The organism is Bacillus sp. FSL K6-3154, from assembly GCF_040869395.1.
Classification (GTDB): domain Bacteria; phylum Bacillota; class Bacilli; order Bacillales; family Bacillaceae; genus Bacillus; species Bacillus safensis.
Window position 1 is genome coordinate 275,357 of record NZ_CP152033.1, and the last position, 14,936, is coordinate 290,292.

Consider the following 14,936-nt stretch of genomic DNA (forward strand, 5'->3'; position numbering starts at 1 on the left):
TCAGAAGAAATGGTACCACTGTCACATTTATATTTTACATAATTCACGTGACATTTTCACGCCCATTTCTAAAAATGTTAATAAATAGTAATATTGTTCTATTGCATGATCTTCGGTAAGAAGATGATCAACCCAATCATAACCGAAATCGCGGCGTAAACGCAAACAGCGCCTGCCGCAGCGTCCTTCGCTCTCTCTGCAAGCGGGTGTCTTTCTTCTGTCATCAGATCCACTGTATGTTCAATGGCTGTATTGACAAGTTCAAGCGCAAACATCCCCCCGCAAAGAAGAAGAACGATCAGCCATTCAAATGGGTCAATGCGGAACCAAAAGCCGCAGATCACCACGATGATGGCTGCGACTGTGTGAAATCGAAAATTCCGTTCATTCAAGAAAGTTCGCCATATTCCTCTAAATGCATAGTAAAAACTCCGAAAAAAACGGGCGAGCGGCCTTCTTTTCTTACGATGATCTCGAAAGGCCATAATCATCCAAAATTTTTGTCTGTTTGGCGAACATTTCTTTTTCATCTTCCTCTGTCATATGATCGTACCCGAGCAAGTGGAGGAAGCCATGAATCGTTAAGAATCCAAGCTCTCTCATAAAGGAATGTCCATATTCCTCTGCCTGCTCTTTCGTTCGATCCACACTAATGATAATGTCACCAAGTACAGGCGGGATATCATCCGCTCCTATGATTTCAATCTCCCCTTCTCCTTCTTCCTCAAGTGCAAAGGAGATCACATCCGTTGGTGCGTCTTTTCCGCGGTATTCTTTATTGATTTGATGAATCTCTTCATTCGAAACGATCGTCACTGACACTTCCGCTTGATCCTTGACCTCAAGTTCGTCTGCAGCAAACTGAAGAAGCTTTTCCACTTCTTCAAGCTGCTCTTTTGATACTTGTCCTGTTTCATCTATTAAATCGATTAACAATGTCATTTACTTCACCTTCTGCTTCGGGGCATCTGGATATTCAATCCGAGAATGGAAAATCCCCTTTAATGTTGTACAAATCGTTTGGCTGATAATATTTAATTCTTTAAATGTGAGGTCACATTCACTAAATTGCCCGTCCTGCATTTTATCTGAAATAATGCCTTTGACAAGCTTTTCAATCCGCTCTGGATTTGGATTGTGCATGGAACGAACCGCCGCTTCAACGCTGTCAGCCACAGAAATAATCGCTGCTTCTTTTGACTGCGGCTTTGGACCAGGGTAACGGAATTCTTCTTCTGTCACCTGATCATCACGCTCTTTCGCCTTATAGTAAAAGAACTTTAAAAGAGACTTCCCGTGATGCTGTTCGGCAATGTCGACAAGTTCTTCAGGAAACTTCTTTTCTCTCAGCATATCAGCGCCATCTGTCGTATGGGCAATAATAATATTTTTACTCAGCTGAGGAGAAAGCTTGTCATGCGGATTATCAATGTTCATTTGGTTTTCGATAAAGTATTGCGGTCTTTTCGTTTTCCCAATGTCATGATAATAAGCGCCGACCCTTGCTAAAAGACCATTTGCGCCGACTGCTTCACATGCAGCATCCGCTAAATTCGCCACCATGACACTATGATGATATGTACCTGGTGTCTCGGTTAAAATCTTTTTGAGCAGCGGATGATTTGGATTGGATAATTCAATCAGTTTCATTGTGGAAAGAATACCAAACATGCTCTCAAAAACAGGCATTAACCCAATGACCAAGATAGATGATGCAAACCCTGACACAATTGCCATCATGAGGTTCACACCGATTTCAAGCCCTGATGGTGAAGAGTTTTGGATCAGTGTAATGGATAAAACCACAAGTACATTCACCAAAGCCACCAAAAGTCCGGCCTGCAATATTTTTGATCTTGCATTATGTTTTCTTAAAAATAAAATACCAGCCATCCCGCTCACAAGATAATAAGCGCAGATCACATAGTTAAAGACGCCGGTTACTCCTTGATTAAACATCATACTGCCGCAAAGAGCAAATACAAGACCGGAGAAGATCGCTAACCGCTCATTAATGAGCAGCTTGATCAGCATCGTGCCAAGTGCCACTGGCACGACATAGCCTATCGTCGTATACTTCGTTTCCTGGAAGAGGCTGAACACTTCCATGATAATTAATATAATCGTGAAAATAAGCGAGTAAAGCAGTAATGACTTATTCTTATGGACAAGCGATTTTTTCCTCGATTCAAGGGAATGAATAATCGCTGCTAAGAAAAGTCCAATTAATATGAGGAGACCACTTACAGGCTTAAATAAATTTGAGCTGTTTAACAGACCCGTCAGTTCTAATTTGCGATAAACTTCCCGGTCGATGAGCTCTCCTTCTTCAACTAAGATTTGCCCCTGCTTAATTTGCACAGGCTGAATATTGTCAGCCGCTTCCTGTCTTTTCTTTTCTGTTGCCACTGGGTCAAATACATAGTTTGGAATGATCGCAAATTCACCGATTTCTGTCGCTGCATTTAAGTATTTTGATGGAATTGAATTGTTTTTAAGCTCTGTTTTGACTTGTTTTTTCTCATCTTGTAATTTCGCTGCTGTAATTTCTTTACTCATCAGTGAATTCACCACTGTGATGATGGAATCCTTAGTAAATGAGAGATTTTCATCACTTGCCTGAAGCAGTGCTTTGATGGATTGATCCGAAACAGCCTCCTGCATATCTGTTGTGAGCTTTTCTTTGACACGCTTGACCATTTCTTGATCTGATGGCGCGTTCTCTTTATCATCAGCTGCTTTCTTCTCTTCTTTAATGGCTTCAAAGAGGGATGAGATGAGGTCTACGCGATTATCAGAATACGCTTTTTTGAGCGTATATTGATCTTCTACCTGATCTGTTGCTTCTTGTTTCTTTTCTTCTGTCGCTTCTTGATCATCAACGGTTGACGGAGAATAGATGGTCTGTTCGCTCACTGAAAATAAATCTAAGTCGAGCGATTCAGGCTTTACATGGAAGAAGAGCACCACGAATAAAATGGCTGCTAAACCAGCGTACAGCAAAACATTTAAATAACGTGAGCGCTCCATTTTCTGAGGTTCTTTTTTAGACAGCATTCTTTTGCGCTTACTGCCTTTTTGATTCTTTCTCAAGGAAAGTACCTCCTTTTTTACTTTAAACCACGATCGAAACAAAATGACCCGATGAAGACGATCGGGTCACTCAGTTCATTTTTGCTTTTCGTATGCGCCAATGATCTTCGCCACAAGCGGGTGTCTGACCACATCTGTCTGGTCTAATTCAATAAATGAGATGCCCTTGATCTCTGCAAGCATGTCCTTTGCAGCCGCAAGACCTGACTGCATGCCCTTTGGCAGATCGATCTGTGTAATATCTCCTGTAATGACCATTTTAGAGCCAAACCCAAGTCTCGTCAAAAACATTTTCATTTGGGCAGGTGTTGTATTCTGCGCTTCATCTAAAATCACAAATGCATCATCAAGCGTCCGGCCTCTCATATAGGCAAGGGGCGCTATTTCAATCACGCCGCGCTCGATTAAACGTTCCGTATGATCACTGCCAAGCACATCATGCAGGGCATCATATAGTGGTCTTAAATAAGGATCTACTTTTTCCTTTAGATCACCTGGTAAAAAGCCAAGACTCTCTCCTGCTTCAACAGCTGGTCTTGTCAGGATAATCCGTTTTACATGTCCATTTTTCAGTGAATGGACCGCATTGACGACTGCCAAATACGTCTTCCCTGTACCAGCGGGTCCAATTCCAAACACCAGGTCATCTTTTTTCATCGCCGCAGCATATTCCCGCTGGCCGATTGTTTTCACCCTGATCGATTTTCCTTTGGCATTTTTTGTTATTTCATCTTCATACATATTTTCAAAATAATTCAGCTTGTTTTTTTGCGCCATTTTAATGGCATAGACGACATCCCGTTCAGATATCTCAATTCCTTTACGGATGAGATGTAAAAGAGATGTGATCAAACGGCTTACTGTATCTCTTGATGCTTCCTCACCAGAAACATACACTTTTTCTCCACGCGTAATAATGGAGACGTTCAGCTCGTTTTCCATTAGTTTCAGATAAGCATCTTGATTGCCAAATAAAGCAATCGCTTCGTTTGGGCTATCCAATTTTTGTTGAATCTCAAGTAAATGTTCTGTCATTCTCTAGTCTCCCTGAACAATAGGTGTTGGTTGAACAATATCTTCTATTACTTGGTAAAGGATGATTAACTTAACTTTACCATTCCCTGTTGTCTCGTGCAAAACTTTTTCACTTTTCACCTCTCCTGTTTGACCTAGCTTCTCTTCTAATTCTTTTTTACCCATTTTAATCCCTGCTTGAACCGCTTCTTTATTTGTGTATTCTCGATTTATTTTCTCACTTTCGCGTGTAATTTCCTTTTCATAAGAGAATGGGAGCTGCATGTTTAAGAAATGAAGCGGATGAACTTCTGTTTCTGTTTTTGGCTGCTTAAAATCATCCTTTTTAAAAGAAAAGCCCCAAAATGGCAGTGAGCCTCCAAATGCGGAGAGCTTGTGCTTTGTCTTCATTTTACCCGTAAAGACGTCAAAAGATGTTCGAAGAGGGACAGAAACTTCAGAACGATACCACGTTTCACCATAGATTTTCGCTTTGGCTCCTACCGTTTTTTGCTGATCTTCGCTGCCAATGAGTCCAGAGACAAGCATCTGTCCTTTCTTTACATGTTCATCAACCGCGGCGAGCGGCTCCCCTTTTTCTACATACATTCTCGTGATGACAGCCTTTTTCTTGGCAACGATATGCTGAGGACTCGTGTATTTCTCTTTTTCAGGTTCATTTTTTTCCACAACTTTCATTTGAAAGGTTGTGCCGTTTAGTTCTACACCGACCCATGTGATGCTTGGAATATTGGTTGTCAGGGATTTTTGAATTTTTTCAGGTGTTCCCATTAGAAATTGAAAACGTCCTTTTTGCACCCCGATGTCATCTAAATGCTTTCTCATTTGATGTTCAGTTTCTGGATTGGCTCCTTTAATATCAATTTTCCATACCATGTTTGAAAGCGCCAATATCGTCACTAGAAAGCATACAATCCCAAGGGTAAATCCGATATTCTTCCTTGACCATAGGAGTAGAAATGGAAAGCCCTTTTTTTGATGAAATGAACATGTCACGTCATGATGTCTGCGTACCTTTCTGAAGGCATGTACATCTGATAAGCGAATAAATAAGCGCACGCTGTCTTGACGGCGGCTCACTTGAAACATTGTGATCCCCTGCCTCGTGCACTCATTAATGAGCCGCTCAATGCCATTTCCTTTGATCTCCACTTCCACTCTGCCAATAAAATAGGCGAACCATTTATTCTTCACGCTTCTCCCCTCCGTCAGTTAAGAATCAATATAACGGACCTCATCGATTTTCCCTTCTAATAAAATCTCTTCTGGCAAAATCGTTTTAATCACAAAATCTTTCCCTGAAATAATGCATTGTCCCTGTTTGAGCATCAGCCTTACCTCTTGATCACTGAAAAGCAAAAGCCCTTTATGGTTCTCTATGTAAATGTGGAGTCTGCCAACCATCGTAATACGGGGAAGATCCATCATCACGTCTGGAGGGATTTCAAGTGTTCTTGTCAGCCATGCTTTAAGTCGATTTTTTCTTTTTCCCATTCAATAAGAACCCCTTCCCACCTCATGTGTATGAGATCAAACTGAAAGATGGTGAGACTGATGAGAAAGCCTCTATATCATCCTATTCCTCAGGGGTTCATATCATGCTAATGAATCCCGTAAAATAGCCTTTTCAGCATTTTCTTTAAGAAAAATCGTCATCAGGCAAAAAAAGCCCCCCTTTATGAAAAAGGGGGCTTTCTTCTTTATCTTTTATATGGCCGTTTCATCGTTCTGTGCGGCTTTTTCGCGCGCGGCTCTCCAAATACTTCTCCAAGGATCATTCCTTGAACAATTGTATCTTGGTTCAGCTTCTCAATGAATTTTGGCCTCATTTCAGCAGATGCAGCCTTTGGCCTTGTCAGCTCTCTTTCAAGCGATTGGAACTCTTTGTTCAGCTCGTTTTTTCTTTCTTCCATTTCGGCAAGTGTAGCCGTATAGCGATCTTGTAAGGACTGAGAAGTTTTTTTCTTCATCCCGCCATGATCATGCACATCGCCGAAATCGTCCAGCTGATCGGTCACGACTGGATCTGGACTTGTTTGCTTTGTTTGCTTTTGGGGCACCTGCTTACGCTGAGGAGCGGGCTTCTTTTGCTGATTCTGCTCTTCGTTCTCCTCTTGTTTGCCGATCTTCCCAAAGACGGCAGAGATGATACCGATGATAATCGCAATTAGTAGCGGATTTTCAAATAAAATGTCCAATGGGCTCCCTCCTTAAAGCGTGAGAGGATGCTTATTTGTTTTCATTATCAGATGGACCTTTTGTCATTTTGCCAAATGAATCTCTCATATCCGTATCAGCATCGATATTCTTAATATTCATGTAGTCCATGACACCAATATTGCCTTCACGTAATGCTTCAGCCATTGCAAGTGGTACTTCAGCCTCTGCTTCAACGACTTTCGCGCGCATTTCTTCAACTTTCGCACGCATCTCTTGTTCTTGTGCAACAGCCATTGCGCGGCGTTCTTCTGCTTTCGCCTGTGCAATGTTTTTGTCTGCTTCTGCTTGGTCTGTTTGCAGAATTGCCCCGATGTTCTTACCGATATCAACATCTGCGATATCAATCGAGAGAATTTCAAATGCAGTACCTGAATCTAATCCTTTACCAAGAACCGTTTGAGAAATCATATCAGGATTCTCAAGAACCTTTTTATGATTATCTGATGAACCGATTGTAGAGACAATCCCTTCACCTACACGGGCAATAATTGTTTCTTCCCCTGCACCACCGACAAGTCGGTCGATGTTTGCACGAACTGTAATACGTGCTTTTGCTTTGACTTCAATCCCGTCCATCGCAACACCAGAGATAAATGGTGTTTCAATGACTTTAGGGTTTACACTCATTTGAACTGCTTCAAGTACGTCACGGCCTGCTAGGTCGATGGCTGCACAGCGGGCAAAGTTCAATTCGATATTCGCGCGTTGAGCTGCAATTAATGCGTTCACAACTCTGTCCACGTTACCACCTGCAAGATAGTGGCTCTCCAGCTGGTTAATCGTCACATCAAGACCTGCTTTATGTGCTTTGATGAGCGGGTTGACCACTCGGTTTGGAATCACTCGACGCAGTCTCATTCCGACAAGTGTAAAAATGCTCACTTTTACGCCAGCCGCTAGGGCAGAAATCCACAGCATCACCGGTACAAAGGTGAAAAAGATCGATAGAACAATCAAACCTGCTGCGATAATCACAAATAATAGTAAAGTAGATGGATCCATTTTATTCCTCCTCTAAAATCAGTATATCTATACTTTCCTCACGACAATGCGTGAGCCTTCCGCTTTCACAATTTTTACTTGTTCATCTTTATCGATAAATGCACCTTCTGACACAACATCAATGCGCTCATCTCCGAGTACGATCGTACCAGATGGACGAAGTGCAGTGGCTGTCACTGCGATTTGCCCAACAAGATCTTCTCTTGTTTCATTTGAGACATAACCGCTTTCCTTATTGGTTGAATCGGTTAAAATGAACTTTTTAAAGAATTTCATACGTTTCCCCAACACCTTTGTCAATAAAATAACTGCTATGATTGAAACAGCAGTGGCAATCAAGATGGAAATCGCCATTTCTGTAAAGCTTCCAGCTGCTAAAAATAAGCTGACAACGACACAGATCAGTCCAATGACACCTACGATTCCCCCTGGCAAAAACAATTCCAAAATGATGAGTGCAATCCCTGCTAAAAACAGGAACAACGTCTCATATCCTGCAAAACCTGCCACGAGATGACCATAAAAGAATAGAAGAAGCGCTGTCACTCCCATGGTGCCCGGGACCCCAAAGCCAGGAGAATAGAGCTCAACAACTAACCCTAAACTTGCAATGGATAAAAGGATTGGAATGACAATTGGGTGCGTAAGAAAACGCGCAACCTTTTCAGCAAAGCTCACTTCATCGTATTGAACAGAAGCATCTTTTAATTTCAGCTTCTGAAGCAACTCATCCATATTTTTTGCTTCTCCTTCTGCATAACCGAATTTAAGCGCCCGGTCTGTGTTGAAGGTGAGCAATTCTCCTTTTGGTGCACCGGCTTCTTTTGCGTCTATATCTATATCCGCCATGGCAAGAGCATACTTTGGATCACGCCCCTGCTTTTCGGCAGCATCACTCATTTCAGCAAGCCATAGAGATTCAGATTTTTGATCGGCAGCATTGCCTTCTCCATCGATGATCGCAGCAGCCCCCATCTTTCCATTCGGGGTCATATAAATTTGATCGGCATTTAGCGCGATGAAGGCCCCGGCTGAAAGCGCTCTATGATTGACAAACGCTGTCACTGGGATATCAGAAGCACGAATCGTATCTGCGATCTCAAGCGCTGCATCGACTGCACCACCCGGTGTATTGATGTCGAGAATAATATGCTTCGCCCGCTCCGACTTTGCCTGCTCAAACGATCGTTCAATGAATTTAGAAAGTCCTTTTTCTACTGTATCTTCAATTGGGATAACATGAACTTTCTGATCTGCTGATTTCGCGGTCAATTGAACCCCTAATAACAAGCATATTATAAAACAACTGAAGAGAGCAATAGAAATTTTTATTTTTTTCATCTATTTGGTGATCCCTCCTCTCTTTCTTCCATTTTACCGTTCCTTTACATACGTTACAAATGTATCATAGGTTTCATTTTTATATGACAGAATCACGAGGGCATAAAAAAAGTACCCTTCTAACAATAGAAGGATACTTTTTTATTGAGACAGCTGCTCGCTGACAAGTCTGTTAATGACAGCTCCATCAGCTTTACCTTTTACTTTTGGCATAATAGCGCTCATGACTTTACCCATATCAGCCTTCGAGGAAGCACCTGTTTCAGTAATCGTTTCTTTCACGATCGTTTGCAGTTCTTCTTCAGAAAGCTGTTCAGGTAAATAAACGTCTAATATGTCAATCTCTTTTTGAACTTTATCTACTAAATCTAAGCGATTAGCTTTCGAAAATTCATGGAGGGAGTCTTTACGTTGCTTAATCTCGCGGGAAAGGACGGTTAGTTCCTCATCGCCGGTCAAACTGTCTTTCTTAAGCTTAATTGCTTCATTTTGCAGCGAAGCCTTTACCATACGAATGACAACAAGCTTGTCTTTCTCACGGTTTTTCATCATAAGCTTCATATCAGAATTTAATTGCTCAAGAAGACTCATAAAATCCACCCTCTTTAGAATTTACGTTTTCTAGCAGCTTCAGACTTTTTCTTGCGCTTTACGCTAGGCTTTTCATAAAATTCACGCTTTCTTGCTTCTTGCAATGTTCCAGTTTTGGATACACTGCGTTTAAAGCGACGAAGAGCATCTTCAAGCGATTCGTTTTTTCTAACGACCGTTTTTGACATTCTCTTTCCCTCCCTCCGAATACACCAATCGACTGCATTAAAAAAAGATATACATGCAAAACATGTACCTAGACATTATAATATAAGCCCAGTGTGAGGTCAACTAAGTGATTTGGAAATATATTTTCGTCATGAGCAGGTAGACAAGTCCATATATTCATTGGTAAGAGGAGGACTTTTCTATGATGGCGATCATTTATTTTTGTGCACTTATTTTCATTTTTTTATGGTCAATGGGCTTGCTGAGAAAAGGATTAATGGCGCTTGCTTCGTCTCGTATTGAGAAATCACTTCTTCTCTTTACAGATCACCCGGTCAAAGCATTCTTGGTCAGCATTGTGTTTACAGGGGTTCTACAAAGCAGTTCAGCGTTTATGGTTATCGTCATTGGCTTTGTCAGTACTGGCATTCTCTCTTTTAAAAAATCGATCCCAATGATTCTTGGAACCAATATCGGCTCCACGTTTACGACAGAATTTATCGCCATTAAAATGGACGTGTTCATGTGGGTTTTGATCATAGCCGGTCTTGTATTTATCCTTTTTGGCAGGACATCTTTTAAACATGCAGGAAAAAGTTTATTTGGGCTCGGGATGATCTTTTTTTGCATACAAGGCTTTTCAAAAATTGCAGGGATGATGACAAGCCAGCCTGAGACATTGCGTTTTCTTGAAATGATGCAGCATTCAGACTGGACAGCGCTGCTTTCGGGTACCATTTTCACAGCAATAGTTCATTCGAGCTCAGTCTGTATCGGTATTTTAATGGGATTTATGAATGAGGGAACTGTGGCACTTCAGGAAGGTATCAGCTTTGTGTTGGGGTCCAATATTGGGACATGTATTACGGCTGTGATGGCTGCGATATCCGGCGGCTACGCAGCACGTCAAACGGCTTATGCACACGTCGTGTTTAATGTGCTTGGGGTTCTTTTATGCCTGCCGTTTCTCGCCCTGATCACAGAGGTTGTCGCCCTTCTCGCAAGCTCTCCTGCCCAGCAGATTGCGCATTTCAGCCTGCTGTTTAATGCGGCAAGCTCTCTCCTCTTCTTTCCGTTCATTCGCCCTTTTCACGGATTGATCTTGTGTCTCATGCCGAATCAGTCAAAATAAAAGAAACCGGCCTGCCCTTTTGGCAGCCGGTTTTTTATCTATTATGATGTCATTCTCACTTTGTCTGGCTGCACATCATCGCTGATGCGAACGAATTGTCCTTCGTTATAAGGATAGCCCGCTTTCGTAATTTTCACTTTGACCAGACGTCCGATCATGTCCTCTGTCCCTTCAAAAACAACTTTCATGTAGTTATCTGTATAACCAACATAAAGATTGTGGTTTCCTTCTTGTTCTTTGAAGGATTCTTCCGGAATAATTTCTAGCACATCACCTTCGTATGCTGATGCATACTCTTTCGCAAGCTGGTCAGAAAGAGCGATCAAACGGTGGACACGTTCGTTTTTCACATTTTCATCCACTTGATCTTCCATTCTTGCAGCCGGGGTACCTGTACGTTTGCTGTAAGGGAATACGTGCAGCTCAGAGAATTGATGGTCTTTGACAAAATTGTACGTTTCCAAGAACTCTTCTTCTGTTTCCCCAGGGAATCCAACGATTACATCAGAGGTGACAGCAAGTCCTGGCAATGCTTTTTTCAGCTTTGTTAAACGCTCTGCAAAGAATTCCATCGTATATTTACGGCGCATTCTTTTCAGCACAGTATTTGAGCCAGATTGAAGCGGGATGTGTAAGTGTCTGACAATTTTCTCTGATTGATCAAGCACTTCAATCACTTCATCTGTAATTTGACTAGCTTCAATAGATGAAATACGGATTCGTTTCAAGCCAATAACACGTTCATCTAATTCTCTCAGAAGCTTTGCAAAGTTATAATCCTTTAAGTCTTCTCCGTATCCGCCTGTGTGAATACCTGTAAGCACAATTTCTTTATAGCCCGCATCAACAAGCTGCTGCGCTTGATTGATGACCTCTTCTGGATCACGAGAACGAAGAAGGCCGCGCGCCCAAGGAATAATGCAGAATGTACAGAAATTGTTACAGCCTTCTTGGATTTTTAATGAAGCGCGCGTTCTGTCTGTGAAGGCAGGAACATCAAGTTCTTCAAACACACGTGCTTTCATAATATTGCCAACCCCGTTGATCGGCTGTCTTTCTCTGCGGTATTCTTCTATATAACCTAGTAATTTATGTCGGTCCTGTGTTCCAACCACAATATCAACACCAGGTATCGCCATGATTTCTGCTGGTGATGTTTGCGCATAGCAGCCTGTTACACAAATGACACCATCCGGGTTATGACGAATGGCTCTTCTAATGACTTGGCGGCTTTTCTTATCGCCTGTATTCGTGACCGTACATGTATTAATGACATATACGTCTGCTTTTGATTCATACTCTTTTCTTTCATAGCCAGCTTCTTTAAACAGTTGCCAGATCGCCTCTGTTTCATAGTGGTTGACCTTACAGCCAAGTGTATGGAACGCTACTGTTCCCATCATGATTCACCTCTTAATAACTCTGTTTGATAAGATATAGCAGAAAGCGCATATAAAGGAGCAGTTTCTGTTCTTAAAATGCGTGGTCCAAGCCCGCAAATGACTGCACCAAGCGTTTCAAGCTCTTCAATCTCCTTTTCTGCCAAACCGCCTTCAGGGCCAAAAACCACTAGCAAGGTTTGTCCGCCTTTCATCTGTTGAAGCACAGTTTGAAAACGGCTTTGCTCTCCTTCTTTCGATGATTCTTCGTATGCAACGACACATTTATCGAATTCACCAGCTAATTGCGTCAGCTCTTTAAACGTTGATACTGAATAAACACGGGGAATGATATTCCGGTAGGACTGCTCGGCTGCTTCTTTCGCAATTTTCTCCCAGCGCTCTCGTTTTTTATGTGACTTTTTTTGGTCAAGCTTTGTAATAGAACGAGCCGCTTGAAACGGGATAAAAGCACTTGCGCCAAGCTCTGTGCCTTTTTGGATAATGAGCTCAAGCTTATCTCCTTTTGGAAGACCGCTTGCAATCGTCACCCTAATCGGAAGTTCTCTGTTCTGATTTGTCCAGCTTTCAAGGTGGCAAATCACTTCTTCCTTTGTTATTGTATCAATTTTACTGAGCGCTTCAAAGCCGTCTGTCGTTAAACAAAGGATTTCCTGCCCTGCTTTCATCCGCATGACATTGGAAAGATGATGTACATCTTCACCTTTTATAACGATGGCTCCCTTTAACGTCACTTCTTCTTTCGTGAGGTCGATAAAATATCGTTGCATACGTGTCCTGACACCTACTCGCTTTATTTTTTCGCTATAATGCTGACCCAATCTTCCATTGACAGCACTTCAACAATGTCAAAACCTGCTTCTTCTAATGCTGTTTTGACCTGTAATTTCTTTTGTCCAATGATGCCTGATGTAATGAAATAGCCATCTTTCTTCAATAGGTCATAGGCTTGATCTGTAAAGCGCAAAATCACTTCTGCCAGAATGTTGGCGACAATCACATCACGCTCACCTGAAATCCCATCAAGCAAATTGTTTTGTTTGACCGTCACTTGTTCACTTACACCATTTAGTTCGATGTTTTGCTTCGCACTTTCTACCGCAACGGTGTCGAGATCAAAGGCTTGAATGTCCTTTGCACCAAGCATCGCTGCTGCCACACTTAAAATTCCAGAGCCTGTTCCAACATCAATCACCGTATCGTTTTCCTTCACGTAGCGCTCAAGCGCCTGAATGCAAAGGACGGTTGTTGGATGCGTACCTGTTCCAAATGCCATTCCAGGATCCATTTCAATAATCAGTTCATCAGAATGAACCGGTGTATATTCTTCCCACGTTGGAACGATGGTGAATTTTTCAGAGATTTTCACAGGATGATAGTATTTCTTCCAGGCGGTGGCCCATTCTTCTTCATTTACTTCACAAATTGACAGTGTATTGCGTCCAAGGTCAATATCGTATAGAAGAAGATTGTTGATGGCTTCTTTGATCTCATCTACCGTTTCCATCAAAAAGCTGTTCATTGGAAGATAGGCTTTCACAATGACACCTTCATCCGGATAGTCATTCGGATCGAGCTGGTAGATCTCACCGTATACATTTTCACGTTCCTTGATTAAATCAAGCGGGTCCTCAATCACGACACCACTTGCACCTGCTTCATGCAAAATATTGGTGATCGGTTCCACCGCTTCATTTGTTGTATGGACGCTAATTTCTGACCACTTCAATACTACCAACTCCTTATCCGTCTTACTCGCCTTTAAATGCGCGTTTTACCTTATCGAAAAAGCTCATTTCTTGTTCGTCTGGTTTATTTCCGCTCACTTCAGCAAATTTTCTAATGATATCTTTTTGATTGTCTGTTAAATTTGTCGGTGTGACAACACGTACAACGATATGCTGATCGCCTTGGCCGTAGCCGCGTACATTTTTCACGCCTTTACCTTTAAGTCTAAACTTCGTGCCAGTTTGAGTGCCAGCAGGAACTTTTAATTTTACTTTTCCGTGTAATGTCGGCACTTCAATTTCGTCACCTAATGCAGCTTGGGCAAAGGTGAGCGGCATCTCGCAGTAAATGTCATCTCCATCACGTTCGAAGAATTCATGCGCACGCACATGGAACACAACGAATAGATCGCCTGGAGGTCCTCCATTTACACCTGGTTCACCTTGGCCAGACACTCTGAGCTGCTGGCCATCATCAACACCTGCAGGGATCGTCACGTTAATTTTCTTACGCTTACGCACTTTGCCAGATCCGCCGCATGTTGAACATTTATGGTCAATTTGTTTCCCTGTTCCGCTGCAGTAGTTACATACTCTGCGATTGACCACTTTACCAAACGGAGTGGATTGCTCAACATTTAATTGACCAGAACCGCCGCAATGTGAACAGGTTTTTGCCTGCGTACCAGGCTTTGCACCTGATCCATGACATGTTTCACAAGTTTCTTCACGAGGGATTTCAATGGTTGCTTCTTTTCCAAATGCCGCTTCTTCAAACGAAAGCGTCATTGTATATTGCAGGTCCGCTCCTTGGCGCGGTGCATTTGGATCTCTTCTTCTGGCTCCGCCGCCAAAAATACTAGAGAAGATGTCATCAAAGCCGCCGAAGCCGCCAAAGTCTCCTCCTCCGCCAAAACCGCCGCCGCCAAAGCCTTGGTTTGGATCGGTATGACCGAACTGGTCATAATGCGAACGTTTTTGATCATCAGAAAGGGTTTCATAGGCTTCTTTTACTTCTTTGAATTTCTCATCTGAGCCAGCTTCTTTATTAATATCAGGGTGATACTTTTTTGAAAGCTTGCGGTATGCCTTTTTGATTTCGTCCTTTGAGGCGCTCTTACTTACGCCAAGCACTTCATAGTAATCACGCTTACTCATCTCTTCACACTCCCGATTTTCTCACATAAATACGATTGTATCATTTTGATTTAACCTTTTTCAATTCCT

Annotated in this window: 16 protein-coding genes; 1 reads left to right on the forward strand and 15 read right to left on the reverse strand. The window is 42.2% G+C overall.

Annotated features, from left to right (window positions below; translation table 11 throughout):
• Window positions 1-98 precede the first annotated feature (98 nt).
• From MHH61_RS01580 to rpsU, 11 genes are all read right to left on the reverse strand, one after another.
• Entirely contained in the window at window positions 99-485 is a 387-nt protein-coding gene (locus MHH61_RS01580; protein WP_024423020.1) for a diacylglycerol kinase family protein, read from the reverse strand.
• The gene (gene ybeY / locus MHH61_RS01585) at window positions 463-942 is read right to left on the reverse strand and encodes an rRNA maturation RNase YbeY (protein ID WP_024423021.1); all 480 of its coding nucleotides are present in this window, start codon (window positions 940-942) and stop codon (window positions 463-465) included. The genes MHH61_RS01580 and ybeY overlap by 23 nt, the downstream gene beginning before the upstream one ends.
• The gene (locus tag MHH61_RS01590) at window positions 943-3,057 is read right to left on the reverse strand and encodes an HD family phosphohydrolase (protein WP_164512169.1); all 2,115 of its coding nucleotides are present in this window, start codon (window positions 3,055-3,057) and stop codon (window positions 943-945) included. It lies immediately after the preceding gene.
• Window positions 3,058-3,168: 111 nt separating this feature from the next.
• Entirely contained in the window at window positions 3,169-4,128 is a 960-nt protein-coding gene (locus MHH61_RS01595; RefSeq protein WP_024423023.1) for a PhoH family protein, read from the reverse strand.
• Between the two features lie 3 nt (window positions 4,129-4,131).
• Window positions 4,132-5,322, reverse strand: a complete 1,191-nt coding sequence (yqfD, locus tag MHH61_RS01600; RefSeq protein ID WP_024427959.1) for a sporulation protein YqfD — start codon at window positions 5,320-5,322, stop codon at window positions 4,132-4,134.
• 18 nt (window positions 5,323-5,340) lie between these two features.
• Window positions 5,341-5,622, reverse strand: a complete 282-nt coding sequence (yqfC, locus tag MHH61_RS01605; RefSeq protein ID WP_012010618.1) for a sporulation protein YqfC — start codon at window positions 5,620-5,622, stop codon at window positions 5,341-5,343.
• Between the two features lie 206 nt (window positions 5,623-5,828).
• Entirely contained in the window at window positions 5,829-6,326 is a 498-nt protein-coding gene (locus MHH61_RS01610) for a hypothetical protein (RefSeq protein ID WP_024427958.1), read from the reverse strand.
• A gap of 31 nt (window positions 6,327-6,357) precedes the next feature.
• Window positions 6,358-7,350 (reverse strand): flotillin-like protein FloA, encoded by a 993-nt coding sequence (gene floA / locus MHH61_RS01615; protein WP_024423026.1) that lies wholly within the window; start codon window positions 7,348-7,350, stop codon window positions 6,358-6,360.
• Window positions 7,351-7,377: 27 nt separating this feature from the next.
• Window positions 7,378-8,691 carry a nodulation protein NfeD gene (locus tag MHH61_RS01620; RefSeq protein WP_125586596.1) on the reverse strand — a complete coding sequence of 438 codons (1,314 nt, stop codon included), beginning with the start codon at window positions 8,689-8,691 and terminating at the stop codon, window positions 7,378-7,380.
• 141 nt (window positions 8,692-8,832) lie between these two features.
• Window positions 8,833-9,282 (reverse strand): GatB/YqeY domain-containing protein, encoded by a 450-nt coding sequence (locus tag MHH61_RS01625; protein ID WP_024423028.1) that lies wholly within the window; start codon window positions 9,280-9,282, stop codon window positions 8,833-8,835.
• 14 nt (window positions 9,283-9,296) lie between these two features.
• Window positions 9,297-9,470: a 30S ribosomal protein S21 gene (rpsU, locus tag MHH61_RS01630; RefSeq protein ID WP_003152957.1), complete on the reverse strand. Its 174-nt coding sequence runs from the start codon at window positions 9,468-9,470 to the stop codon at window positions 9,297-9,299.
• A gap of 182 nt (window positions 9,471-9,652) precedes the next feature.
• On the opposite strand from rpsU, the gene MHH61_RS01635 reads away from it, so the two are divergent.
• Window positions 9,653-10,582: a Na/Pi symporter gene (locus MHH61_RS01635; protein WP_125586598.1), complete on the forward strand. Its 930-nt coding sequence runs from the start codon at window positions 9,653-9,655 to the stop codon at window positions 10,580-10,582.
• Between the two features lie 41 nt (window positions 10,583-10,623).
• Here the strand turns inward: MHH61_RS01635 and mtaB are convergent, their stop codons facing one another.
• The 4 genes from mtaB to dnaJ are packed head-to-tail and all read right to left on the reverse strand — an operon-like array spanning window position 10,624 to window position 14,867.
• Window positions 10,624-11,982 carry a tRNA (N(6)-L-threonylcarbamoyladenosine(37)-C(2))-methylthiotransferase MtaB gene (gene mtaB, locus MHH61_RS01640; protein ID WP_034622837.1) on the reverse strand — a complete coding sequence of 453 codons (1,359 nt, stop codon included), beginning with the start codon at window positions 11,980-11,982 and terminating at the stop codon, window positions 10,624-10,626.
• Window positions 11,982-12,752 carry a 16S rRNA (uracil(1498)-N(3))-methyltransferase gene (locus tag MHH61_RS01645; RefSeq protein WP_034622835.1) on the reverse strand — a complete coding sequence of 257 codons (771 nt, stop codon included), beginning with the start codon at window positions 12,750-12,752 and terminating at the stop codon, window positions 11,982-11,984. Before MHH61_RS01645 ends, mtaB begins: the two co-directional genes overlap by 1 nt.
• Before the next feature lie 23 nt (window positions 12,753-12,775).
• Complete coding sequence (gene prmA / locus MHH61_RS01650) at window positions 12,776-13,711, reverse strand: 50S ribosomal protein L11 methyltransferase (protein ID WP_125586600.1); 936 nt, start codon at window positions 13,709-13,711, stop codon at window positions 12,776-12,778.
• 22 nt (window positions 13,712-13,733) lie between these two features.
• Entirely contained in the window at window positions 13,734-14,867 is a 1,134-nt protein-coding gene (dnaJ, locus tag MHH61_RS01655) for a molecular chaperone DnaJ (RefSeq protein WP_024423033.1), read from the reverse strand.
• Window positions 14,868-14,936: the final 69 nt, after the last annotated feature.